Source organism: Exiguobacterium acetylicum DSM 20416 (assembly GCF_000702605.1).
In the GTDB taxonomy this organism is placed as follows: Bacteria; Bacillota; Bacilli; order Exiguobacteriales; family Exiguobacteriaceae; genus Exiguobacterium_A; species Exiguobacterium_A acetylicum.
Map to the genome: position 1 here is coordinate 2,623,329 of NZ_JNIR01000001.1, position 24,871 is coordinate 2,648,199.

The window sequence follows — 24,871 nt, forward strand, 5'->3', positions numbered from 1 at the left end:
TATTCCTTTGACTTATACAAAGAATAGCGGTTTTATTTATATCCAGTTATCCACATGTGGATAACCCCATTTATGGTATACTTATGGCACTTATCCACAAGTAGAAATGAGGAAACTAACATGCCCCGTGAACTTTATCCAGTTGTCGTCAAACCAGAATGGATTGAATCGATTCAAAGCGGGTATCCCGCGTTACGCAAGGAAATGTTCGAAGCTTTGCACCATGTCAAAGAGGCAGGCGGACTGCTTCATCTGATGACAGAACATAAAGAATACCTCGCGACCGGTTATTTTGGCAAGCAGGAAAAAGGTGTCGGTTGGACTCTCTCAATGGACGAGCAAAAAGCGATTGATGTCGCCTTCTTCAAACAACTTTTTGAAAAAGCGTTAGACAAACGAAATGAATTTTTTGAAGAGTATTCAGAAGCATTCCGTATCTTTAACGGTGCTGGGGATGGTATTGGTGGTTTGACGATCGACTGTTATGATCATCATTACCTCATTACATTCGAAAATGAAGGCATCTATACATTCCGCCCACTGATTCTTGAGGCTCTTGAATCACTACTGAATTATAGAAGCATTTATGAAAAACGAGATTTCCTCGTCGATCTTCAACCGGTCAAAGGCGACGACTTTTTGAAGGGGGAACGAGGCGATTTTCCTGAAGTCGCACAAGAATATGGTGTGTTGTATGAATATGACTTGGACGCTGGTATGCGGACTGGTTTTGACATCGCCCAACGTGAACTTCGCCGAATCCTTCTCGATTCCGTCGAACGAAAGACCGTGCTTAACCTCTTTTCCGATACAGGAACGCTGACAGTAACTGCCCTTTATGGTGAAGCTGCTCGAACGACAAGCGTTGATTTCTCGACACGTAGTCGAAATAAGACAAAAGATAATCTGATGTTGAATAGTTTTACTCCTGAGAAACAGAAGATTTTAGTTCAGGATGCGTTCGACTACATCGAACAAGCGGATAAAAAGACTCGTTTTGACGTTGTCTTGTTCCATCCGCCTGTACAAGTCAATACACGGACACGTCAGTTTCGGACCGAACAGGATCTCGCCCTTTGGATCCAAAAAGTCATTCATCTGACGAATCGCGGAGGACTGCTTGCGATTACGACAGATAGTCCTACTCTTGATGCGTCACAATTGAAAAAAGCTGTGGAGCAGGCTTTCAACAAATTGCGTCAAAAATTCGAAGTCGTGTGGGAGCAACCGGAGCAGAAAGATTTCCCGACTCCTCCTTCCATGCCACAACTCGCTCCAAAAAGCATTCTTGTTCGCCGTAAATGATCTGTTATCTAAAAAATCCGCTACTGAATTTTTCAGTAACGGATTTTTTTATAATTTTAACAGGAAATGTAAAATGAATGGAGAATCATTTTTTATGAGTTGGATAGACACTTACTTTACCAAAATGTGATGTTTGATCAAATCGTTGATAGAGATCGTTTAACGCATCGCGTTCATAAGGAATCTGCTCTTCAATCCGAATCTCGATGACACCCTCTTCCACTAAATGAACAAGTTCTGATAAGTGACGTTGCTGTTGTTTCATCTCCTCTACTTTTCCTTTCAGTAACGGAAGCGCGACGAACACAGCTTCAAGGGACAAGGCTTTACTATGCATCATCGTTAAATCTTGTGTCGTCCGTGTCGCGATCGAAATGATGCGTCCCCGCTCTTTTGCGAGTATGAACGATTCTTGTAAATGGTCACCGCCGACTGTATCAATGATGACGTCGAATCCGTCCAGATCCAGTCGGTTTAGCAACGCTTCAGCCGATTCTTCCTTGTACCGATGAACGCGGATCCCTTTTGCTTCTAGCCAAGCTGCCTTCTCGTCAGAAGAGGCGCTCGCTGTGACGTCACATCCATAATGACGAGCAAGTTGTACGGTAAGATGTCCTACTCCACCCGTTCCACCTGCTACATAAACACGGATGCCTGGGGTAATCGCGATCCGCTCTTTTAAAATTTCCATCGCCGTCAACCCAATCACCGGTAAACAACCAGCAACCTCAGCCGAGACCCCTTCCGGTCGTAAGACTGCCATCTGTTCAGGTACAAGCATTTCTTCCGCTAGCGCACCGGCACGTGTACCAAGTCCGCCACCGAATGCGACGATGCGATCGCCGATAGAAAAAGACGTCACACCCTCGCCGATCTCAATGACTTTCCCCGTTACATCGCCCTGGAGGATTCCAGTCGTCGAAGCCGCCGCCACATGTCCGAAGAACATCTTCGTATCAAGTGGATTGATGCTCGACCCCTCGATTTGAACCCGTAATTCGTGTTTCCCCGCTTTTTCAGGTGTGACGTCTTTTTCTGTAAGTGATGCGTCTTTTCCATACCGATCGACTACGAATGCTCTCATGAAGAATTCCCCCTTTTTCATTATTAGTCTATCATGATTCAGAATTCTCTCACATTAGTCGTTCATGCTATGATGAAGGTATCTTATGACGAGAAGGGACGTTTTTGATTTGAAACAAGAATTGATTGATCGTCTAACTACATACGTGAAAGTCGATACACAGTCGAACTATGAGAGTACAACTGTTCCAACAACTGAAGGGCAATGGACACTGGCTCGTTTGCTCGTAGAAGAATTAAAGACAATTGGCATGGAAGAGGTCACGGTCGATGACAATGGTTATGTCATGGCGACGTTACCCGCTAATACAGATGCAGACATTCCGACAATTGGTTTCCTTGCTCACCTGGATACGGCAACGGACTTTACAGGTACGAATGTCCGTCCGCAACTCGTGGAAGCATATGACGGAAATCCAATCACGTTAAGTGAAGTACCGTCCGTCATCCTGTCGCCAACTGATTTTCCGGCACTACACAACTATGTTGGTCATACCTTAATAACAACGGATGGTACGACATTACTCGGTGCCGATAATAAAGCCGGAATCGCAGAAATCATGACAGCAATGCATCATTTGATTTCACATCCAGAAATCAAACATGGTCGTATTCGTGTTGCCTTTACGCCAGATGAAGAAATCGGTCGTGGACCGCATCAATTCAATGTCGAAGCATTCGATGCCACGTATGCTTATACGGTCGACGGCGGTCCGCTAGGTGAACTCGAATACGAAAGCTTTAATGCGGCGGCGGCAAAAATCGTCTTCCACGGAACGAATGTTCATCCAGGAACAGCAAAAGATAAGATGGTTAATTCGCAGAAACATGCGATGGCATTCCACGATCGTCTTCCTGGAGAAGAGTCTCCTGAATTCACGGATGGTTTTGAAGGATTCTTCCACCTGATTTCCTTTGACGGTTCTGTCGAAAAAACGACGCTCGACTACATCATTCGTGATTTCGATCGTGAGGCGTTCGAAGGACGGAAACATTTCTTGTCTGCCCTTGTCGATGAGTGGAACAAAAAGTATGGCGCCGGCAGTGTCGAAATCGATTTACATGATCAGTACTACAACATGCGCGAAAAAATCGAACCCCACATGCACATCATTGATATCGCTCATGCAGCGATGGAGTCGCTTGACATCACACCAATTATTAAGCCAATTCGTGGTGGAACGGATGGATCACAACTTTCATACATGGGTCTTCCGACACCGAACATCTTTACCGGTGGCGAGAACTACCATGGCAAGTTTGAATTCATTTCGGTCGATAATATGGTCAAAGCAACACAAGTGATCATTACCATCGCTCAAGGATTTGAACAAGCTTCGCGCTAATTAAAAAGCAGATTCTCAGCGCTGAGAATCTGCTTTTTTTCATGTCTGGCGTTGTTGTTTTTTCAAGCGATAGATGTAACCAATCAGCAAAAAGATAATCAACGTCGAGGCAATCATGAGTTCCTTCGACCATTCACCGACGAAGGAGTTGGAATTTTCCTCAATCTCTCGCTCAGGCATCTGTTCTTTCATCTGGTCTGCTTGGCGCTTCGTGATTTTAAAGCTGTCTTTCCACTTCCACGTCTTTTCTTTTCCTTCAACACGGATATTAATTTGATACGTACCTGGTTCTAAGATTCCTGTCGTTTCAATCGGTGTTCTCATATAAATCGACGGAGCAAATCGAACTTCCGTCGCTTTCCGAACGACGACTTTTTTGCCTTGCGTGACGACGGCTTCGAACTTCATAGGCTGACTGATCGTCGGTGCCTGATTGGCTAGCTTAACAAAGACAGTCGGTCTAGAAAAAGACGACTTTGCCTCTACCCCTTCGTACGTAATCTCGGGCGCCAGATCTTTAATCGAAGATCGGACTTTCAAACCGATGATGTAAGAGTGACGATTTTGAATACCGATTGTATTTTTTTCAGCTGTTTCTTTTTCTGGTTTCTTCTCGACCCGAACACCAGCTAACAAGGTACCGTCTAAATCGTTCACGATCTCAAGTGGTAAAGAAACGACTTTCGATTCGCCGCCCTTGATGAACGTCGATGTCGCGTTCGGTTGAATGAGATCCGTCAACGAAGTCGGAGCTAACGGGACCGGTTTCTTTTGATCGTAAACGATCAAACCATTATCGTTCGTCGTTGCATTCCGGATTGATGTCAAAAACGTATGATCATCAGGTCCGTGATTGAAAATCCGAACTTGAATGTTCGTCTTTTGTTTTGCCGTCATACGTAAATCAAAGTACGAGACACCAGAATCCACTTGGTAGGCATTCGGAACGGCTTCAATCGAAAAATTGACGCGATCTTCTGCAAAACTAGTCGAAGGTATGACGCAGAATAACAATCCATAAAGTAGTATAGCAAGACAACTGGCTCCCCATCGTTTCATCTTTGTCTTCACCTGCTTTCAAGTCAATTCACGACATCCGTAAGCGTCCAGTCGAGTGTTGCGGTGTGTGTGCCTTGCACTTGAGAATTGATTGGTACATTGAGTTTGATGTAATCGTTATCGGTTCCGTTACCCTTCCAGTAAATTTGCCAAGTTGAGAACGTTCCTTCTGGGGATGTTAATATCGTTTGCGCATCTCCTGCATTTCCTGGTGTCAATGTTATATCTCCTGTCGTAGGTGCCGCGAATCCTGATACATTCACTAATGTTTGAACAGTACCGGCATCAATGGATAACGTCGAACCTATTAACGAGGGTGTTCCACCTCCATCTATAAAGTCTCCCAACTTCACGGTTACTTCCCATTCTGTCCGATTAACCCGTCGATCCGTTACTTGGAGAAATGGTTTTTGATCGGTCGCCTTAAACTCAGCTTTATTGGAAAGCAATTCGTTTGATCCAAAATCAAAGTTAGGTGCATAGTCGAGTGTCAATGCTCCAGTATTTCCTGTAGGGGTATTTCCGCCGTTTTTGTCTGGTTCATATGGATTGTTCGGATCCCGATCATCTGGATCCACGATGACCGGTGCTTCATTCGACGTGAACGTAATTTTTGCCGTCGACTCGCCAGTAGAAGTCGCCGCCCATGCAGTGGTTGTTCCTAAAACCAAAGCCGTACTCATCAATACCGTCGAAACAGCGAAACGTTTCTTCATCTCTGTTCTCTCCTTTTCATGGTGCATTGATTAAACTCCATTGGATGTCCGCGCTATACGATGAAGGTTTTGGATATTTGCCAGTTAAGTCGAGAATAATCCCTTCGTTTTCTGCGTAGGTTAACGGTGTCTGATTCGAGCTTACCGACATCGTTCCTGTTGCGATTTCAATAGCAGTCGCTTGTAACAATTGAGTTTTGGAAGTTGTCTTAAAATAAAGAACATCATTTAACACATGATTTTCTTTACTCGTCAAAGGACGACTGAGACTTGCTTGTAACTTCCAGTTGTAACCTTCTGCATTTTCATGCGAAATAGAAATCGTCATTGGAGACAAGCGAGGAATAATTTTCTCACGTCCTGTCAACTCATGACTTCCGAAGTCTAACGTATCCGGTACGATTAAGTTGAATGTTGGTCCGATTCCAAGTGTTGCTGTTGCCGTACCACCACTTAAAACATTTAAATCGACTAACCCCTCTGCTAAAACACTCCGAAATGTGTAGACTTTATCGACTCCGACTGGTAAATTTCCAACTTTGAAAGATAAGGTGAATCGATCGCTACTTAGAAGAGATAGCTTTAATAAAGAGCTAACATCAGCATAGATTTGGTTATTTGTTCGATCGATTATTGCTGTCACATCTCTCGTTTGCGTTCCAATCCCAAGTAATCCACTATAGCGATATTGCAGTTGGACGGAACTCGTTTCAATACTTCGCATCACTTCTGGTGGTAGTCGAAAAATAATATATCCACTTGATAAATTTAAGCTCAACAATCCAGAAACAGTATTTTCTAATGTAATCGTTTGAGTCGTTCCATTATAGGAAGCATCTAAGCTTGATGTTCCGAGCAGTGCTACTCCAGCAAGTGTCGGTGCAACCGCTTGTTGCTTCTCTTGTCTTGGTTTAATTGGATTTAAGACAGGTGCTGTAATTTCGCTCGATGATTCTTCTTCAGAATCAGGCTGCTCGGGAACTTCATTGTCCTCTTCATCTGGAGCTATCTCAGGTGTTGATGGATCTTCATTCTCGGTTGGGGGTGTCTCAGGTGTTGGTAGGTCTTCGCTCTCGGTTGGAGGTGTCTCGGGTGTCGGTGGGTCTTCACTCTCGGTTGGAGGTGTCTCAGGTGTTGGTGGATCTTCATTTTCGGTTGGAGGTGTCTCAGGTGTTGGTAGGTCTTCGCTCTCGGTTGGAGGTGTCTCGGGTGTTGATGGGTCTTCACTCTCGGTTGATGGCGTCTTCTCTACTTCTACAAGCTCTTCGCATTGTTCAATTTCCTCTTTTTCCAACAAGTCCTTTTTCTTTGGATCACTCAACGTCTCTTCACAAAACGATGACGTCAAAGGGTCTGGAATCTCGAATTCCTCAGTCGTCGCATGACTGTGCGGAATCGGAAAGCTTGTTGCCAGTAGAATCATTAAGATGATAAAAAGATTCGGCGATCGATTTCGATACAAATGCACCCCTCCCATCCTTATGACCTATTTCTATTGACCTATATCTCTATCTACCTTCTGAATAAGGTAAATAAACCATTAAAATGGAATTTAAAAGATAAAAAATGTATCGTTATTTATTAATATAATAAAATTTAGTACCAATAAAGGTTTAGTCAGTTGATTTATTATAATGAAATAAAAAGATGTGCTTGTCTCCAAGCACATCGAGTTTTAATTCTTTTCTTCTGTTGTAGCATCTGGAATCGGTAGTTGGACCATACTCCCCGATCCACTGACGAGTGGTGACTTCCCGTCCCATTTCTTGACAGCTTCGTATTGAATCATTTCTTCTGTCAGTGTCTTCTGTAGTTCTTTTTGAGCTTTTGCTAAACCTTGGGCTTCGATCAAACGGGCATCTGCTGCTCCTTTCGCTTCTACGCGAAGACGCTCTGCTTCTGCTTTAGCGATTTCAAGATCCGTTTTCTTTTTATCGAGTTCCTGCGACGCTTTGACACGCGCATCGATTGCTTCCTGTGTCTTTTCATCTGGTTTCGGCGCACTGAGTGCGACATCTTCGATGATAAAACCGATGTCCTTGACGTCTTCTGCAAACTGCGTCTGAATGCTCGTCGAGACATTCCCTGATTTTTCACCGAACAGTTCAAGGACAGTAACTTTCGAGATTTGCTCACGCGATGCATCATAGAGACGTTGTTTCAGATACCCTTTTGCAATCTCATCGATTTCAATCGGTCCGAACTTATTGAAGACTTTCGTCACCTTATCCGGTGAGACGGAGAAGCTGTATGTAAAGTCAACGACGATGTTCTTTCCGTCCTTGGTCGCAAGCGTCATGTTCTCAAGTGCTTTTGTCTGTGTCCGAATCGGATACTCCGTCACTCGTGTGATCGGTGAAACAACATGCCAGCCTTGCGATAACGTCTCATCTTTGACACCGCTTGACGGTGTATAGACGACACCAACTTGTCCAGGTTCGATTTGTTCAACGATGAACGGCGTTGTTGCAAGCAACGCTAGTACGAGCACACCAGCGATGATCATCGATGGGCGAATTTTTTTCTTCGGTTTGATTTCTCTCATTCTGAATCTCCTTTATCGATCTTTTCTTGGATATAGCGGTAGAGTTCCATGCCAAGCAAAACGATGAGGGCGAAAAACAATAATGTGAAAAAGATGGCCATCTAACCCCTCCTCTAACGAATTCCTTATCTTGTTCTACGCATTCATCTGGAAAATGTTTCATTTTTTAAAATGTCTGGTTGCTTATTTTTAATTTCTGTCCTAATATGGAGGGAACTTTGCCTGCTCTACGACAGATCACGATTTGTGGTACACTCGAATGAGCACATCACTTACTAGAAACGAGGGTTCATCTCTATATGATTACAGTACAAAACGTCGGTCTTCGCTTTGCAGACCGAAAATTATTCGAAGACGTCAACATCAAATTCACACCAGGTAACTGTTATGGTCTAATCGGCGCGAATGGTGCCGGTAAATCGACATTCCTGAAAATTCTCGCTGGTGATATCGAAGCACAACAAGGCGATGTCATCATCACACCAGGCGAACGGTTAGGCGTTCTCCGTCAGAACCATTACGAATACGAAGAATTCCAAGTCATCGAAACGGTTATGATGGGACACAAACGTCTCTACGAAGTCATGAAAGAAAAAGATGCGATCTATATGAAAGAAGACTTCTCAGACGAGGACGGCATGCGTGCTGCTGAACTCGAAGGTGAATTCGCTGAAATGAACGGTTGGGAAGCGGAGTCGGAAGCAGCAATGCTTCTTCAAGGACTTGGCATTAAAGAAGACCTTCATTCGAAAACGATGGCTGAGCTGACAGGATCGGAAAAGGTCAAAGTCTTGCTTGCCCAAGCGTTGTTCGGTAAACCAGACATTCTCTTACTCGATGAGCCGACGAACGGACTTGATTTGAAAGCCGTCAAATGGCTCGAGGAATTCCTAATCGGATTTGAGAATACGGTCATCGTCATTTCCCACGACCGTCACTTCTTGAACAACGTCTGTACGCACATGGCGGATCTAGATTACGGTAAGATTCAACTATATATCGGAAACTACGATTTCTGGTATGAATCAAGTCAGCTTGCTTCACGTATGGCAAGTGACCAAAACAAGAAAAAAGAAGAGAAGATCAAAGAACTTCAAGCCTTCATCGCGCGTTTCAGCTCAAACGCTTCGAAAGCGAAACAAGCGACGTCACGGAAGAAATTGCTTGATAAAATCACACTCGATGACATTCGTCCGTCGTCACGCCGTTATCCGTTCGTCGGTTTCACACCGGAACGTGAAATCGGAAATGATCTCTTGATGGTCGACGGTATCTCGAAGACGATCGATGGTGTCAAAGTCCTTGATAACGTTCGTTTCTCATTGAACAAAACGGATAAGGTCGCGTTCATCAGCCAGAGTGATATCGCAATCACAACACTGTTCAAAATCCTTATGGGTGAGATGGAACCGGACAGCGGTACGTTCAAATGGGGCGTTACGACTTCGCAGTCGTACTTGCCAAAAGACAACTCGGAATTCTTTGAAGGCTCGGATAAAACGATTCTCGATTGGCTCCGTCAGTATTCGCCGGCAGATGAGAGCGATACGTTCCTCCGTGGATTCCTCGGTCGGATGCTCTTCTCAGGAGAAGAAGTCATGAAGAAAGCTTCTGTCTTATCTGGGGGCGAAAAAGTCCGTTGTATGCTTTCAAAAGCAATGCTCAGCGGTGCTAACGTCCTCGTACTCGACGATCCAACGAACCACTTGGATCTCGAATCAATTACGGCACTCAACGATGGCTTGATCGCTTATAAAGGCGCAATGCTCTTCAGCTCGCATGACCATCAGTTCGTCGAAACAATCGCGAACCGGATCATCGAGTTGACGCCAAACGGTATCGTCGATAAAGAAACGACATACGATGAGTACTTGAACAATGATACGATCCAACAGCAACTAACAGCGTTATACGCGCAATGATTTTAAAAGAGACCGGAACTGTCGTTTCGGTCTCTTTTTTTGAACACATTAAAGGAGGAATGCGATATGCGGCATCGCGTATGCGCGGCGTTGATTGAAGAGCAACAGATCCTAATGGTCGAGTTACACACGCCTTCCCGGACATTTTGGACGTTACCGGGCGGAGGTGTCGAGAGCAATGAAACAAAAGAAGAAGCTATCGTACGTGAAGTATTAGAAGAGACACATCTTCACGTCACGGTCGAACGACAACTCTACGAGATTTCGATCGATCAAGGAACGGAGACGTGTTTTCTCGTCCGACGTGTCACGAATAGTTCTGTACTTCAACTCGGGATTGATCCTGAACTACCACTTGATCAACAAGAATTACGAGCTGTTCGATTTCGACCACTGAATGAGATGCAAAATGATCCTCAGATTTCCCGTTTGCGCCTACTATCGTAACGATATAATCATTTGATGAAACGAAAGTTTAATCACAATACTTATATTTAAAATTAGCAGTCGGTAACTGATCTTTTAGTTGATCCAAAAGTACGTGAACAGTCGATGAAAGATGGAATCGGTATGCGTATTGGTCATCTATCCGGCTTAACGAGCGGTCAAAAATCATATACGAATCGATAAGATGCTAAAACGGATTCCCAGGCACGGGAATCCGTTTTTTCATGCGTTGTTCTTCTTTTGTTTCGCCGCTTCTTCTTCGACACGTTGCAACAGCCCATGAACGATTTTCTCATTCTCTCGCTCGCCTCCCAGCGACAACAGACTCTTTCCAACAAAATTGGCTCCTTCGTTCTTCCCTGTATAAATCAACAGACATCGATCAGGTCCGAGTGGTTTGAGTGTAAAGGTCATCTCGATCTTGAATATTTTAGCCAACGTAAATCCGATCGTATTTTGTTTGAAGTCAGGTTCGTTCGTATAAGCCAAATCGGTCACGATATAGGTTTCAAGTCGGTTACCCTGCATGTACGTTTGACGATACGTCGAACCGACCACACCCGGTTTTCGTTCGATTACCTCGTGCTGGACGACGTTCGGAATCAGACGTTGCAGCCGCGTGTGATCAAACAAGTGCCATGCTTCCTCAATCGGGATGTCGAGCTGTCTTTCTTCTCTCCACGTAATCATAGATCCGCCCCCTTTTCTATAGAAATACCCTGTCATCCGGTCTTGTAACGTCCGGTGACAGGGCGGGAGCAGATTCTTATTTTACTGTGCTTGTTTCAAGGGCTGCACCGAGGAACTTGGCCAGTTCGAGCATACCGTAGCGTCCTGCAGCTGCCTCAGCATCCGAATTATAGTTCGTATTCGTATTGACGTCATACGTATAGATCGTACCTGACGCATCCTTGATGAACTCGATGCCTGCGACCGCAATCTGGTTCGCTTGGAGGAAGGCTTCATACTTTTGGATGATCGGATCATCGAAGCCTTCAACAATTTGGAACTTCATCGGCGTTTGCGGTGCTTCTTCACCAACTGGGCAAAACAGGTCGTCAATCACACACGCATCCGCTGGGCAAAGTTCGAATCCTTCCGACGTATCGACTTGGACCGCGTAGACGAATTTTCCACCCACGAACTCACAGCGCGTGATATACGGTTCTGGTGCTTGGATGTACTCTTGAATCAACGTGATGCCATCGACTGGTTCGTCAAATGTCGGACCATCGAGGTAGGCTTCAAGTGCTTCAATTGAGTGGAATAACTGGACGCCGAGACCTTTCCCGGCACGGTTGTGTTTCGTGATGAATGACGAAACGCCGATCTCTTTTGCCGCTTGCACGATTTGATCACGTCCGACTGCAGCCGTCGTCTTTGGTACACGGATGCCTGCTTTACGTAGTGCTGTATACTGATTGACTTTGCTGACTTCAAGGCGGAGCGCACGCGTTCCGTTGAAGACGGTCCGGTCGTGTTCTTCTAACCAAGCAAGGACCCCTTCCGTCAACTCCGGCGCGTAACGGTGCCCGCGTGTATGCGAAGAGGCACTCATCCGGCTGTAAAAGACGCCTTCTGGCGGTAGTTCATCGAGTGGAACGATTCCTTCATTTAGATGCCACTCTTCATACGGTAACTCAAGTTCTTCGAGACGTTTGATGAGATGGTCCGTCCATTCTTGGTTTTCGTGGAGAATATGAATTTTTGTCATGATTGTTGACCTACCTTTCGTTTCGCTTCGACCAGTGGCATTACGTCACGAGCAAAGCGTTCCATTTCTTCGAGTTGTGGTGAGAATTGTAACAAGAGTAACGTGACACCGACGGCTTCGAACGCTAGAATGCGTTCCGCAATTTGTTCTGGTGTTCCGATCAAGTTCGGTCTTAGACCACGGTTCGAGACGGAATAATCGTTTCGCTCGACCTGTTGCTCCAGTTGCGATTTACTGATGAAATCCTGATAACCGGCATAACCGGCGCTGTCTTCCTTGACGTCCGTAATGCGTTGCCACTCAAGAAGCGCTTCTTCTTCCGTATCCCGACAAATGATGTAGGCAGCAAGACCGAAACTCTCGAGCGGTGCGTGTCCCGTCGATTCCCGGCGTACTTTCATATCGTTGATTTTATGGGCTACTTCTTCGACCGTGCCCCCGTGCATGACATAAGCGTCACAGTGTTCGACGATTGTCCGCTTTCCAGCTTCACTCTCTCCACCAGCGTAGAGCTTGATGCCTGGACGCTGGACGGGCTTCGGATGAAGTTCCGCCTGCTCGATCGTGTAGTGATTACCGGAGAAGCTATACGGTGACGCATCTGCCCATAATCCTTTCATGACCGTGACGAATTCTTCCGTCCGAGCATAGCGTTCATCGTGTGCTGTGAAGATACCGTTGTATTGTTTGGCTTCCTCTGCCCACCACGCCGAAACGACGTTGAGCGTAAAGCGTCCACCACTCAACTGATCGATGTTTGCCGCCATCTTCGCCGTCGTCGCTGGATTATGGAACCCAGGACGAACCGCTGTCATGATTTCTAAGCGTTCTGTCGTTGCAGCAATCGCAGCTGCCGTCGTCCATGCCTCAAGACTCGGTTCCTTGATGCCTTTGATGTCGTTCAAGTTCAATTCCGCGATCAACGTCGTCGAGAAGCCGATCCGTTCTGCTGTTTGTGCGACTTGTTTTGCATAATCGAATGTCGGTGGCATCTGTTCATCCTCGACGTTACGTAACCATCCCCCAAAAATCGGTAACCAAAAACCATACTCCACTCCATCGTCCCCCTTATCATAAAAAAACGCTCTTTTCGAAGTTCGAAAAGAGCGACGGTATCTTGTCCTGTCCGCTCTTATCTTCAGAAGGTATCCCTTCCTGGAAGTAGCACCTTCCGCCACAGCGGGGTTGCTGAAGTGTCTTCGGGCCAGTCCCTCGACTTCTCTAGATAAGATGTGTTGCATTCATCGTACAAAATTCACTGAACTAAAGCAACCATTAAACCGTCTTTTCCAATCGGAATTATTTCGAGCATAAAAAAATCCCGACGTAGTGTCGGGATCCGGTATTAATATGGTGCGACGAAATCTGATGTCTGCTCTGGTGCTTGTTCACCACGAACACGATCATAGAACTTGGCTAGTGTGACGCTGAAGTATGGTCCGACCCACAGGATAGCAAGACCAAGAGTAACGATCACGAGTAATGCCCAACCAATGAATGATAGGAAGAGTAAGAATGCTTCCATCTTATGACCGTCCATGAGTTGACGCGAGCGTGTGATTGCCTCGAGGATACCAATCGATGGTTCATCCCGAAGGATGTAGAACGTCAACAAGTAAGAGAACGATTTGATGATCCCTGGAATGATCAAGAGCAACGTCCAAAGTGCAATGAAAATGAATTGAACGATTGCGAGCCCGACCACTTTCAGGAACATCCCGTATGGCTCAAATAGACCTGTCACTTTCGCTTCTTCTCCACGAGCAATCGACATGGCAATCCATGTCCAACCGACTCCTAATGGAATCAGTAAAATCGATATTAACATTACGACGAGATCCATGCTATTTGACGGCTCATCGATATCCGATCCAAATAAGTTAGGAACACCCTGAATGATACTAAACAGCAGGAATGCTAGGACTGCAAATCCCCAACGACCGCTGAGCGACTCCTTCGCTGCTTTTTTTAATTGAGATGACATGAGTAAGGTCCTCCTTGAAAAATAAGTTCTCACCTTACTTTACGGTCGAATTCTTCTAATGTTTCACTCTTTTTTCAATAATTTCCCGTCTCGTTGCTGGTTGAGCCAAGCACGCTCAAGTTGTCGTTCACACGCTGTATATAGCGATCGTCGACCGTCGAGGCGTTCCATCGCGAACGGAATACCATGTTTTTTCGCCTGTGCAATGACATGTGCACTCGCCGCATGAGAGACACGGCTCGTCACGACGACGATGGCATCCGTCTTTTTGGAGAGACAAGCAATCTTTTTCGCAGACTGTGCGTCTCCTGCGAGATGAATCAATTCGATTCCTGTTGGCGCAAAGAACTCACGATAAACAGCCGTTTGTTGTTCGTTTCCAACGATGACGAGGCGCATACCTGTGAAGCGCGTGAAATCAAGCGGTGTCTTATCGACGAAATCCATCAATTGTCCAGGTACAGCTGTCGTCACGATTGGTTCGATCTTTCGCTCTTTTTGAACACGAATGCGCCGCTGCACTTTTTTAGCCTTCGGAACCGTTTGTCGTTTCATTTTTCGTGCATACCGATTTGACTTTTTCGTTGTCACAGGCGTCTTCACTACCGGTTGCTTGACCTCAGATGGACGGTTTGATGATGTGTTGACGATCGGCTCTTCATACGTGAACGGATGTTTCCAAGCAATCGTTAGTGTATCTTTCCGTCCGCGCCACATGGCGAGATCGACGAGTTGTCCTGCTTCTAGTCGGAAATAGCGCATGTCTTCTACTGGTACGACATAATAAAACGGTCTGTCCGACTCATCTTGCAGTGGACCATTCACCGTTTCCTCAATGATTCCATGTGCCTTGACGATGGCTTGTTCAAACACGACACGTTCCGGATTTTCTCTCATTCGCTCCGTCGAGACGACGGCTTCAACACGGCACATCGTTTTTTGATCATCCTGATGATCGACACGGACCCGAACTTCCATGCCGTGCTCGAGATTCCAATCGCGGACGTCTCGTTCTGAAATATGACTGCCGGACCACTCTAGTAAAGTACCGCCTTTTAATCCCCGCTGAAACGTATAGGCATAACGTTGCTTGCGTACTGGCTCGATCGGTACTTGTGGTGGCATTACGACGGTCTGCTTCTCTCGTTTCACTTCGTCGATGACTAGTGTTTCTTGAACATCGCGCGGTGCATAATACGCTGACATCTTGACCCATTCATCGATTCCGTTCACTTCGTCGAGCCAGAGTTGCCAATCTTCATACCGCTCCACGACTGCTAATTTCATCTGTACCAATTCAGTTGCTCGTTCCAACACCTGTTGCATCATCCGTAACCACTTCCTTTGCGTTTTTTTCACTATAGCAACGAAAAAACGTGGAAGTAGTTCAAAAAAATAACCGGGTTGTTTTTTTATTTAGGTACGTTGCTGAATTTCCACAGCCGGATCCTGACGCTTATATTTTGCAACGATGACAATTAAAACCGTGATGATCACAAGCAGGAACCAAGAAGACAATTTTCCAAGATCAACGACTGCCCAGCCTCCTTCTTGATGCGGATAGACCCAGCCTTTAAAGAACGTCACGATATTCTCTGCAATCCAAATGAAAAAGGCGATCAGTAAAAAGGACAGGACGAGCGGCATCCGGTAGATCGTCTGCTCGATCGTAAAATGAACCCAAGACTTATAGAAGACAAGGACGACGAGGACCATCAATAGCCAGCGTGCATCGAAGATCCAGTGGTGGGTGAAGAAGTTGAGATAGACGAGACTGCCGACGCTAATCGCAAGCCACGGGGGAGGAAATGCTATGAATCGTAATTGAAATCGCCGAAACGCCTGGCAGACATAGCTCGCGACGCTTGCATACATGAATCCTGCATATAAGGGAACACCAGCCACTTTCGTCAAAGCGTCTTCCGGATAACTCCAAGACCCGACGTTCACCTTGAACAGTTCAAGTGCTAGACCGATGACGTGAAACAATAAGATCAGTTTGAATTCTTCCATCGTTTCATAACGCGTGACGAGTAAGACGATTTGGACGAGAATACACCAGAGCAACAGGAGATCGTATCGAGCAACCGGTTCAGTAGGAAGATAACGTGAAAGAGCAAGCGCTGCGAAAATCATCACGGGAAAGACGCAACAGACGGCTTCTATATATGTAAAACGAATCAGGTGCCGGATCGCTTTCATTCTATCCCTCCTTTTTCTTCAGTATACGTTTCTCTTTTGACCTTCCCCTCCTTCTTAAGATGGAAAAAACGGAAAATTTCGTCTTTCTTCTTCCACTTTCCTCATGATACAGTTAACGAATCAATTATTTTTAAGAAATGAGGTGCCAGACATGACGCGTCATCGCGCTTCCTGGTTGTTACGCGCTACGTTAAAGTGGGGACTCTTCCTACTCGGTTTATTTTTACTCGCTCTTGGCTCATCGATGATGATCACGGCTGAACTCGGTGTCTCGACGTGGGACGTGTTGCATCTCGGTCTTCAAAAGAAGACACCACTATCCGTCGGAACGATCATCTTGCTTGTTGGTCTCTTACTCGTGTTCGTTAAATACGCGTTAGACCGTGTCACACCGCAAATCGGAACGCTCGTCAACGCGATTTTCGTCGGTGTCTTCATGAATCTTGTTCTTGGTTCTCATCTCTTACCGTCTTTTGAATCGATCTGGTTGAATACACTCTGGCTGATTTTCGGCATCTTTATCATTGGAATGGGCGCTGGTCTGTATGTCGCTGTCGGATACGGGGCCGGTCCACGCGATGGGTTGACATTGACACTTGCAGAGCGCTTTGGAACGTCGATTCGTCTGATGCGGACGATCATGGAAGTTACGGCATGCGGCATTGGCTGGTTGCTTGGGGGACCTGTTTTCTTCGGTACGGTCCTCTCGATTTTCTTAATCGGACCGTTCCTGCAATTTTGGTTGTTCTATTTCCGCCGGATCATTGCAGCGATTGATGCAAAAGGACTTTCAGCGTCTGAACGCCAAATTAGTTAAGTCGCCTGACTCGATATCATTCTGCGTGAATGATATCTTTTTTTATGTCAGAAGCAGATAAGTTGCGTCACCAAAATAAACACGTTATATTCGTTTACATATCAATCTTTGATACGTCAAAGGTTTCTTCGAACGAAGGGAAGGATGTGATGGATTGAGTATTTCCTGCAACGAAAAAGGACGTTTGATCTATGCACTCGTCTCCGTCAATAAGACGATTGCTCAAAAATTCGATCTCTGTACGGATGGTTTCAGTCAGACGCGAATGGATCTACTTGCTCAACTACAAGTCGATCAAACGATCAGTCAAAAAGAATTGCAAAAACGCGTCAATGTCGATCACGCGGCGGTGACCCGTCACCTCAAACACCTAGAATCGACCGGGATGATTGCTCGTGAGCGTTCAGCCGCTGACAATCGGGTGATTCTTGTTTCCTTAACGGAACAAGGGGCGACGCGCATCGCACGATTACGCGAACAAAAAGATGAGTTCCTCGAGAACTTACTCGAAGGATTCTCCGCTGAAGAACAACGGACGTTAGCTGAGATGATTCAACGCATCGAAGCGAACGCCGACACATTACCTAAATTAAAAGAGGAGTCGATTTAATATGGCAACGCAAACTCAAACAGACTTCATGGAAATCGTCAAAGGACGCCGTTCGATTCGTAACTACGATACAGACGTGAAGATCTCAAAAGAAGAAATGACACAAATCCTTGAAGAAGCAACACTCGCACCTTCTTCCGTCAACATGCAACCATGGCGTTTCCTCGTCATCGATAGCGAAGAAGGTAAAGCAACACTTGCACCACTCGCGAAATTCAACCAAGTTCAAGTCGAGACATCTTCTGCTGTCATCGCCGTCTTCGGCGACATGAACGCTGTTGATCAACTCGAGAACATCTACGATACAGCTGTTGCAAAAGGACTCATGCCACAAGAAGTACGCGATCGCCAAGTACCAGCGATCCAAGGGATGTACAGCAGTGTATCGGCGAACGATTTGAAAGACAGCATCTTGATCGACTCGGGTCTCGTCTCGATGCAATTGATGCTAGTCGCTCGTGCACACGGTTATGATACAAACCCAATCGGTGGTTACGAGAAAGATCAAATCGCGGAAGCATTCGGTCTTGAAAAAGAGCGCTATGTACCGGTCATGTTGCTATCGATCGGTAAAGCAGTCGACGCTGGATATCCATCGGTTCGCCTACCAATCAACGATATCGCAGACTGGAAATAAGTTTTTCACACTATAAAAAAGAGAAAACACACAAGGGAGATTGAATAATTATGACTACTCAAACAACAACGGACTTCATGGAAATCGTCAAAGGACGCCGCTCGATTCGCAACTACGACACAAACGTAAAAATTTCAAAAGAAGAAATGACACAAATCCTTGAAGAAGCAACACTTGCTCCATCTTCAGTTAACATGCAACCATGGCGTTTCCTCGTCATCGATAGCGAAGAAGGTAAAGCGAAACTCGCACCACTCGCGAAATTCAACCAAGTTCAAGTCGAGACATCTTCTGCTGTCATCGCCGTCTTCGGTGACATGAACGCGGTCGACAGCATCGAGACAATCTACGACATGGCTGTTGAAAAAGGGCTTATGCCACAAGAAGTACGTGATCGCCAAGTACCAGCTATCAAAGGTTTCTACCGTCCAGAAGACGTTGAAACATTACGTGATAGCATCTTGATCGACTCAGGTCTCGTTTCGATGCAATTGATGCTCGTTGCTCGTGCACACGGTTACGATACAAACCCAATCGGTGGTTACGAGAAAGACCAAATCGCAGAAGCATTCGGTCTTGAAAAAGAGCGTTATCTCCCAGTCATGTTGCTTTCAATCGGTAAAGCAGTGGACGCAGGATACCCATCGGTTCGTCTACCAATCGCTGACATCGCAGAGTGGAAATAAGCGATATCACCTAGTCCGGATTCCTTTCATAGGAATCCGGCTTTTTTGTATACTCAAAGAAAAGGAGCTGTCAGTGATGTATGATGTGACGATTATCGGAGCCGGTGTGGCAGGAATTTTCCTCGCCCATCAGCTTGTTGAAGATGGGCAACGCGTCTTATTGATTGACGCCGGAAAACCAATCCGTGAACGAACGACAGAAGATGCGTATCTTGGATTCGCAGGGCTTGGCAAATCAGAAGGAAAGTTCAATTATGCGACGGGATTCGGCGGCGAACTCGTCTCAAAAATCGGTGAAGAGACAACACGACGACTGTTCCAAGAAGTCGATGATCTCTTATGTACATATGGTGGAGGTACAGTCGAGACATACTCGACGCATTCCCCTACTGTAGCGTCTCGTGCCCGTCGCGCCGGTCTGCACACGGTCGAGACGACCGTCCGTCATTTAGGCACGGCACGAACCGCTGCCGTCTTCACAGCGTTTGAAGACGCCTTATTACCACGTCTCGATGTCCGGTTCGAAACGACGATCGAGCAAATTACGAAATCGGAGCCGTTTGCGATCAAAACAGCGGACGAGATTTTCGTCAGTCAACGAATCGTGTTCGCGACGGGTCGTTCTGGTGCGGACTTTACGTTGCACCAATTAGCGACGCTTGGTGTCACCCCACAGCGGACTCGACTTGATCTCGGGGTGCGGATTGAGACGGATGAAGTACTATTTCGGACATTGTTACAGGAGACGTTCGAGACGAAGCTCGGTTACGACTCGCCTTACGGTCAAGCCGTCACCTATTGCATGAATCCGCGCGGACGGATCATCCGCAAATATCAAGAAGGACTCGTCATGCCGGATGGTCAAAATGTCCACGAGTCGGCAGACGGTTCGACAAATCTGAACTTTACACTATTTCTCCCGCGTTATTTTTCGACACTAGCGAAAGCGAATGCGTATGCCACGTGCATTATCGGAGGAATCAATCAAGGACAGGATCGCATTCTCGTTCAACGACTCGGTGATTTTCGAAAATCGCAAGCGACGACAACGGATCAATTGCTTCATAACGGAATCATCCCTTCGCTAGTTGCTTCCCCTGGAGATTTACACGTGGAAGTGCCTGCGGAAGACCTGCTCGTCTTAGACGGTTTTTTGGAGCGTCTTGAGCGACTCCTTGAGACGGAACTTCCGGAAGATACGTTACTTTACGGATTAGATGGTAAGTTTTACGCACCTATGCTTGAGACGTCAGAAACGTTTGAGACGACATGTCCCCGTGTCTATGCAATCGGGGATTGTTCCGGTGCAACGCACTCGCTTGCCCAAGCAGCCGCAAGCGGAATTCATCTCGGACATGCCTTGACACAAAACAGCCGGTCCCTCTTCGCCTAAGCGGAGAACGACCGGCTTGTCTTATTTCTTGAATGCTTCGTACACTTTCAATTGTTTCCCTTTGACCTTCGTCGTCTTCATCGCCCGGAGGACAAGCGGACCTTTCCCGTTGAGGATATCGACATACGTCAACGTATCCTGAATCGAGATGATGCCGATGTCGTCTGCTGTGACGCCTTCAATCTTCGCGATCGTTCCAACGAAGTCGACGGCACGGAGTTTTTTCTTTTTCCCGCCGTTAAAGAACAATTTCATGATGTCCGCATCAAGCTGCTCCGTTTTCGAAGAACGCGTATCTTCCGTCGCCATCTTCTCTTCGAACGCATCCGCTGTCCGCATCAAGTCCTTTTCTGTCGGTGCTTGGCGACGAGTCAGCTTCCCGTGATACTGCTCGATTTCCTTGAGACGACGTTCGTCTGCCGGCGTGACGAGACTGATCGCTTGTCCTGCTGCTCCTGCACGTCCCGTCCGACCGGTCCGGTGCACGTAACTTTCCCGTTCGACAGGGAGATCATACTGGATGACATGCGTGATGTTTTCAATATCGATGCCGCGTGCTGCGACGTCTGTTGCGACGAGAATTCGGAACTTCCCGGCACGGAAGGCTTTCATCGCATCAAGTCGATCGTCTTGTTCCATCCCACCATGGATCGCTTCAACCGGATAGTCATGTGCGCGTAGACCATTCGCGACGAAATCAACGTGTTCTTTCGTCCGACAGAAGATCATGCAACGATCCGGGTTTTCAGCGACCAGGACATCTTTTAAAATGGCGAACTTCGTCTTATCCGTCACCGGAATATAACTATGCATAATCGTTGAGACGACGGTTTCACCCGCTTCGATCCGTTTTGGTGCCTCCATGTAACGGTCACTCAACTGTTCGATGTCTTCTGGGAAGGTCGCAGAGAACAATAGTGTCATCCGCTCTTTTGGTAACTCGGACAAGATGGCATCGACTTGATCTAAGAAGCCCATATTCAGCATTTCATCCGCTTCATCTAAGACGACGTAACGGACTTTCTCAAGCGATAACGTGCCCCGCTCGATATGATCGCGTACGCGACCCGGTGTACCGACGACGACGTGTGTCTTTTGCTTGAGCTCCGTGACTTGCCCGCGGAACGGTTGCTTGCCGAAGACGGCAGTCGCTTTGATCCGCTTATAACGACCGATGTTCATGATGTCTTCTTTGACCTGCAAAGCCAGCTCACGTGTTGGCGTCAAGACTAAAACTTGTGGTTTATTTTCTTCCCACTCGACGAGTTCACACAGTGGGATCGCAAACGATGCCGTCTTTCCGCTCCCCGTCCGTGATTTGACGATGACATCTTTTCCAGATAGTACGACCGGAATGACGGATTGTTGAACTTCGGTTGGTGTCGTGTAGCCGAGTTGCTCGATTGAATCGAGAATCGGTGTGCTTAAGTTAAAATCATTGAATCGTGTACGTGTCATAGAATGTCCTCATTTCTTATCGTAAAAAAAGCTTCCCACCGAAACGATGAGAAGCCCAACGAATTATTTGGATGCTACTTTATCTTTTTTGATTTGCTTACTACGTAATTGACCACATGCCGCATCGATGTCTGTTCCGTGCTCGAGACGAACACCACAGTTCAAGCCGTTCTTTTTCAACGTATCGTAGAACGTCGTGATATCTTCAGACGTACTGCGCTGATATTGACCGTGCTCATCGACTGGGTTGTACGGAATCAAGTTGACATACGTCAGGTGACGTTTGTCTTCGAACAGTTTTGCGAGTTCGACTGCATGTTCTTTTTGGTCGTTGACGCCACGAAGCAAGATGTACTCGATCGTGATTTTACGGTTCGTCGTTTGAACGTAATAATCGATCGCTGGCATCAATTTCTCAAGCGGGATCGCCCGGTTGATTTTCATGATTTGCGTACGCAATTCATTGTTTGGTGCGTGAAGTGAGATCGCTAAGTTGACTTGGAGTTTCAAGTCAGCAAACTTGTAGATCTTGTCTGCCAAACCACTTGTTGAAACCGTGATGTGACGCGCGCCGATCGCAAGACCATTGTGGTCCTTGATGACGTTCAAGAAGTCGACCATGTTGTCGAAGTTATCGAACGGTTCACCGATACCCATGACGACGACGTGGCTGACACGTTCTTCGTTACCGACGGCATCGAGGTGATGCTGGACGTTCATGATCTGCTCGACGATTTCGCCTGCTGACAAGTCACGGCTCTTCTTGATGAGACCACTTGCACAGAAGCTACAGCCGATGTTACAGCCAACCTGCGTCGTAACACAGACAGAAAGACCGTACTTATGACGCATCAGAACCGTTTCAATCAAGTTGCCATCATATAATTTGAAAAGGAACTTGATTGTTCCGTCTGCTGATTCTTGCTTGACCGCTTCTGTCATCGAGTCAATCGTAAAACTCTGATCTAACAACTCAAGGCAATCCTTGTTGACATTCGTCATTTCCGCGAAAGTCGTGACACGTTTACGGTAGAGCCAGTCCCATACTTGTTTGGCACGGAATGGTTTGTGCCCTTGATTCGATAACCATTCTGTCATCTGCTCAAGCGTTAATCCATAAATGGATGGTTTATTCATTTCGAAAGACCTCATTTCTTTTTCCAGAACTACAACATTCCTTTATCTTAGTAAAAATCAGCGCGTGACGCAACGTTCAAATCCTAAATGTTCACTTTCTGTAAAGTTTTTACGCCACTTTCGATCAAATCGACAGACTCCGACGCCCGAATTGAACAAATGCCCCGGTCAAGAACACGAGACAGAGGATGAGTAAAAGAATGGAGTGAAGAAGAAAATGATCGGTTCCTTCTAATAGTTGCGTCGTGTTGAATAAGGAGAAGACGGATAGATAACGGAGCCACTCAGTCTTGTCACTTAGTTCCGACAGAATCGTCAAGACGATCGATAGAACCAGTACACTACCAGCAAGCGAAAAAGCACGACGTTCTTCATCAAATAACGTCGCAACGAATAACGTAAAGGCACCGATCGCCAAGAGTAACAATAGCGCATTGAGTTGAATCCGCCATAAGATGACGTCATTGATTGAAATATCTGTCATCCACCAGTCAGCCACCATCAAGACAAGTCCATTCAGTCCTACGAGAACCATACTTGCGATACCCATGACGATCGCGACAGCAAACGTATACGCATTCCGTGTGATCGGGGCTGCGAGATAGACGATCAGCTCTCCGTTGTCGATCGGTCGCGCAACGAGGCGCGCTGCTAATGAGAGCAGGAATAGACTCGCAATGACTTGAAAAATCAGTCCATAATAGTTCCCACCGAGCAGATCCAGTACATTATCGAATCCTGTCACCTTATCGTATTGAAATGCTTTTAAGACCTCCGGAGGTAACGCTTCTAGCTTCGCTTCTAGCAAACCGGTCTTCATCATCGATGGATAAAGCAACGCAAGCATCAATAAGTAGAGACTCGTTCCAATCGCGTAAGCAAGCACGGGCTTTCTGACCTGCTTGAATAAAGAGCGGATCAGCACTATCACGACGATTCCTCCTCTCCATAATAATGCAAGAAGACCTGTTCTAAATCATCTGCTGACGGACGAATCAGCCGTACATCATACTGGGTCAAATAAGCGATCGCCTGATTTAAGCTCAGTGTCTCGTCCGTTTGAAAACTGACTTCCAGCCGCTTCGATTCAACACCGACTTGCATCGCGAACTGTGCCGCCTCCACCTCCGTTCGGAAGACGATCGTGTATGTCTTTCGACTCGATCGAACCAACTCATGAATATCCGATTCGACGATGATGCGCCCTGCTTTGATTAAAGCCGCTCGATCGCACGATTTTTCCATCTCCGGAAAGTGGTGTGAACTCATCAGAATCGCTTTTCCAGCATGCTTCTCCTGTTCGATCCACTCTAAAAAACGCTCCTGCATCAAAGGATCCAGTCCACTGGTCGGCTCATCAAGGAGATAGACGGGTGCGTCCTTCATAAAGCAACCGACAAGTGCCAGTTTTTGTTTCATCCCTTTTGACATCTTACGGATTTTTGTCTTCGTCTCAAAGGGAAAGCGTTTCAACAACAGTTGTCGCCGTGCCGGATCGCTACGGTGTAGTCGTTGCATCAAATCCAGCATGTCTGCTCCCGTCATGTCTCCAGGCAAACTAATTTCTCCCGGCAAATAACCGACCAATTGCTTCACTTCTTTACTTTGCTTCCAGCAATCAAAACCACCGATCGTCGCCTTTCCATCGTCCGCAGCCAGTAGTCCCATCAAATGTCGGAGTGTCGTTGATTTTCCAGATCCGTTTGGTCCGATGAAACCGAATATCGTACCCGGATCAACTGTAAAACTGACATCAAATATCCCACGCCCCGGTGCAAACTCTTTCGTGACATGCTCCAAACGGATCATC

24 protein-coding genes and 1 riboswitch are annotated in these 24,871 nt (G+C 46.4%); of the genes, 9 read left to right on the forward strand and 15 right to left on the reverse strand.

The window, feature by feature from the left end; translation table 11 throughout:
• The first annotated feature begins 120 nt into the window (after nucleotides 1-120).
• Nucleotides 121-1,305: a class I SAM-dependent rRNA methyltransferase gene (locus P401_RS0113875; protein WP_029342955.1), complete on the forward strand. Its 1,185-nt coding sequence runs from the start codon at nucleotides 121-123 to the stop codon at nucleotides 1,303-1,305.
• An 85-nt stretch (nucleotides 1,306-1,390) separates the two neighbouring features.
• On the opposite strand, the gene P401_RS0113880 is transcribed toward P401_RS0113875, so the two are convergent.
• Nucleotides 1,391-2,389, reverse strand: a complete 999-nt coding sequence (locus P401_RS0113880) for a zinc-binding dehydrogenase (protein WP_029342956.1) — start codon at nucleotides 2,387-2,389, stop codon at nucleotides 1,391-1,393.
• 109 nt (nucleotides 2,390-2,498) lie between these two features.
• On the opposite strand from P401_RS0113880, the gene pepT reads away from it, so the two are divergent.
• The gene (gene pepT, locus P401_RS0113885; RefSeq protein WP_029342957.1) at nucleotides 2,499-3,734 is read left to right on the forward strand and encodes a peptidase T; all 1,236 of its coding nucleotides are present in this window, start codon (nucleotides 2,499-2,501) and stop codon (nucleotides 3,732-3,734) included.
• A gap of 39 nt (nucleotides 3,735-3,773) precedes the next feature.
• Here pepT and P401_RS0113890 read toward each other — a convergent pair whose 3' ends face one another.
• The 4 genes from P401_RS0113890 to P401_RS0113905 all read right to left on the reverse strand — a co-directional run bounded on the left by P401_RS0113890 (nucleotide 3,774) and on the right by P401_RS0113905 (nucleotide 8,054).
• A complete protein-coding gene (locus tag P401_RS0113890) occupies nucleotides 3,774-4,793 on the reverse strand; it encodes a DUF916 and DUF3324 domain-containing protein (protein WP_029342958.1) in 1,020 nt (339 codons plus the stop codon).
• Nucleotides 4,794-4,816: 23 nt separating this feature from the next.
• Entirely contained in the window at nucleotides 4,817-5,509 is a 693-nt protein-coding gene (locus tag P401_RS0113895; protein WP_029342959.1) for a WxL domain-containing protein, read from the reverse strand.
• Nucleotides 5,510-5,525: 16 nt separating this feature from the next.
• Nucleotides 5,526-6,971, reverse strand: coding sequence for a hypothetical protein (locus tag P401_RS18605; RefSeq protein ID WP_051656319.1), 1,446 nt, complete (start codon nucleotides 6,969-6,971; stop codon nucleotides 5,526-5,528).
• A 213-nt stretch (nucleotides 6,972-7,184) separates the two neighbouring features.
• The gene (locus tag P401_RS0113905) at nucleotides 7,185-8,054 is read right to left on the reverse strand and encodes a prohibitin family protein (RefSeq protein WP_029342961.1); all 870 of its coding nucleotides are present in this window, start codon (nucleotides 8,052-8,054) and stop codon (nucleotides 7,185-7,187) included.
• A gap of 299 nt (nucleotides 8,055-8,353) precedes the next feature.
• Here P401_RS0113905 and P401_RS0113915 point away from each other — a divergent pair, with 299 nt between their 5' ends.
• Nucleotides 8,354-9,976 carry an ABC-F family ATP-binding cassette domain-containing protein gene (locus P401_RS0113915; RefSeq protein ID WP_023469778.1) on the forward strand — a complete coding sequence of 541 codons (1,623 nt, stop codon included), beginning with the start codon at nucleotides 8,354-8,356 and terminating at the stop codon, nucleotides 9,974-9,976.
• A 66-nt stretch (nucleotides 9,977-10,042) separates the two neighbouring features.
• On the forward strand, nucleotides 10,043-10,423 hold the full coding sequence (locus P401_RS0113920; protein ID WP_051656320.1) for an NUDIX domain-containing protein: 381 nt from the start codon (nucleotides 10,043-10,045) through the stop codon (nucleotides 10,421-10,423).
• Between the two features lie 222 nt (nucleotides 10,424-10,645).
• Here the strand turns inward: P401_RS0113920 and P401_RS0113925 are convergent, their stop codons facing one another.
• The 6 genes from P401_RS0113925 to P401_RS0113950 form a co-directional block, all read right to left on the reverse strand.
• A complete protein-coding gene (locus P401_RS0113925; protein ID WP_029342963.1) occupies nucleotides 10,646-11,113 on the reverse strand; it encodes an SRPBCC family protein in 468 nt (155 codons plus the stop codon).
• Nucleotides 11,114-11,189: 76 nt separating this feature from the next.
• Nucleotides 11,190-12,137 (reverse strand): ATP-grasp domain-containing protein, encoded by a 948-nt coding sequence (locus P401_RS0113930; protein WP_029342964.1) that lies wholly within the window; start codon nucleotides 12,135-12,137, stop codon nucleotides 11,190-11,192.
• Nucleotides 12,134-13,192, reverse strand: a complete 1,059-nt coding sequence (locus P401_RS0113935; RefSeq protein ID WP_029342965.1) for an LLM class flavin-dependent oxidoreductase — start codon at nucleotides 13,190-13,192, stop codon at nucleotides 12,134-12,136. Before P401_RS0113935 ends, P401_RS0113930 begins: the two co-directional genes overlap by 4 nt.
• Before the next feature lie 74 nt (nucleotides 13,193-13,266).
• A riboswitch (SAM riboswitch) is annotated at nucleotides 13,267-13,369 on the reverse strand.
• A gap of 113 nt (nucleotides 13,370-13,482) precedes the next feature.
• The gene (locus P401_RS0113940; RefSeq protein WP_029342966.1) at nucleotides 13,483-14,121 is read right to left on the reverse strand and encodes a DUF975 family protein; all 639 of its coding nucleotides are present in this window, start codon (nucleotides 14,119-14,121) and stop codon (nucleotides 13,483-13,485) included.
• A gap of 63 nt (nucleotides 14,122-14,184) precedes the next feature.
• Complete coding sequence (locus P401_RS0113945) at nucleotides 14,185-15,450, reverse strand: DUF2325 domain-containing protein (protein ID WP_029342967.1); 1,266 nt, start codon at nucleotides 15,448-15,450, stop codon at nucleotides 14,185-14,187.
• An 87-nt stretch (nucleotides 15,451-15,537) separates the two neighbouring features.
• Entirely contained in the window at nucleotides 15,538-16,323 is a 786-nt protein-coding gene (locus tag P401_RS0113950) for a DUF817 domain-containing protein (protein ID WP_029342968.1), read from the reverse strand.
• Between the two features lie 151 nt (nucleotides 16,324-16,474).
• Here P401_RS0113950 and P401_RS0113955 point away from each other — a divergent pair, with 151 nt between their 5' ends.
• The 5 genes from P401_RS0113955 to P401_RS0113975 all read left to right on the forward strand — a co-directional run bounded on the left by P401_RS0113955 (nucleotide 16,475) and on the right by P401_RS0113975 (nucleotide 20,466).
• The gene (locus tag P401_RS0113955; RefSeq protein ID WP_029342969.1) at nucleotides 16,475-17,140 is read left to right on the forward strand and encodes a YczE/YyaS/YitT family protein; all 666 of its coding nucleotides are present in this window, start codon (nucleotides 16,475-16,477) and stop codon (nucleotides 17,138-17,140) included.
• Nucleotides 17,141-17,294: 154 nt separating this feature from the next.
• On the forward strand, nucleotides 17,295-17,750 hold the full coding sequence (locus P401_RS0113960) for a MarR family winged helix-turn-helix transcriptional regulator (RefSeq protein ID WP_029342970.1): 456 nt from the start codon (nucleotides 17,295-17,297) through the stop codon (nucleotides 17,748-17,750).
• Nucleotide 17,751: 1 nt separating this feature from the next.
• Nucleotides 17,752-18,387: a nitroreductase family protein gene (locus tag P401_RS0113965; protein ID WP_029342971.1), complete on the forward strand. Its 636-nt coding sequence runs from the start codon at nucleotides 17,752-17,754 to the stop codon at nucleotides 18,385-18,387.
• 50 nt (nucleotides 18,388-18,437) lie between these two features.
• Nucleotides 18,438-19,073: a nitroreductase family protein gene (locus P401_RS0113970; RefSeq protein ID WP_029342972.1), complete on the forward strand. Its 636-nt coding sequence runs from the start codon at nucleotides 18,438-18,440 to the stop codon at nucleotides 19,071-19,073.
• Between the two features lie 76 nt (nucleotides 19,074-19,149).
• Nucleotides 19,150-20,466, forward strand: coding sequence for an NAD(P)/FAD-dependent oxidoreductase (locus tag P401_RS0113975; RefSeq protein WP_029342973.1), 1,317 nt, complete (start codon nucleotides 19,150-19,152; stop codon nucleotides 20,464-20,466).
• Nucleotides 20,467-20,487: 21 nt separating this feature from the next.
• Here the strand turns inward: P401_RS0113975 and P401_RS0113980 are convergent, their stop codons facing one another.
• The 4 genes from P401_RS0113980 to P401_RS0113995 all read right to left on the reverse strand — a co-directional run bounded on the left by P401_RS0113980 (nucleotide 20,488) and on the right by P401_RS0113995 (nucleotide 24,870).
• The gene (locus P401_RS0113980) at nucleotides 20,488-21,924 is read right to left on the reverse strand and encodes a DEAD/DEAH box helicase (RefSeq protein ID WP_029342974.1); all 1,437 of its coding nucleotides are present in this window, start codon (nucleotides 21,922-21,924) and stop codon (nucleotides 20,488-20,490) included.
• 63 nt (nucleotides 21,925-21,987) lie between these two features.
• Entirely contained in the window at nucleotides 21,988-23,061 is a 1,074-nt protein-coding gene (gene rlmN, locus P401_RS0113985) for a dual-specificity RNA methyltransferase RlmN (RefSeq protein WP_023469793.1), read from the reverse strand.
• 124 nt (nucleotides 23,062-23,185) lie between these two features.
• On the reverse strand, nucleotides 23,186-23,992 hold the full coding sequence (locus tag P401_RS0113990; protein ID WP_029342975.1) for an ABC transporter permease subunit: 807 nt from the start codon (nucleotides 23,990-23,992) through the stop codon (nucleotides 23,186-23,188).
• Nucleotides 23,989-24,870 (reverse strand): ABC transporter ATP-binding protein, encoded by an 882-nt coding sequence (locus P401_RS0113995; protein ID WP_029342976.1) that lies wholly within the window; start codon nucleotides 24,868-24,870, stop codon nucleotides 23,989-23,991. Before P401_RS0113995 ends, P401_RS0113990 begins: the two co-directional genes overlap by 4 nt.
• Nucleotide 24,871: the final 1 nt, after the last annotated feature.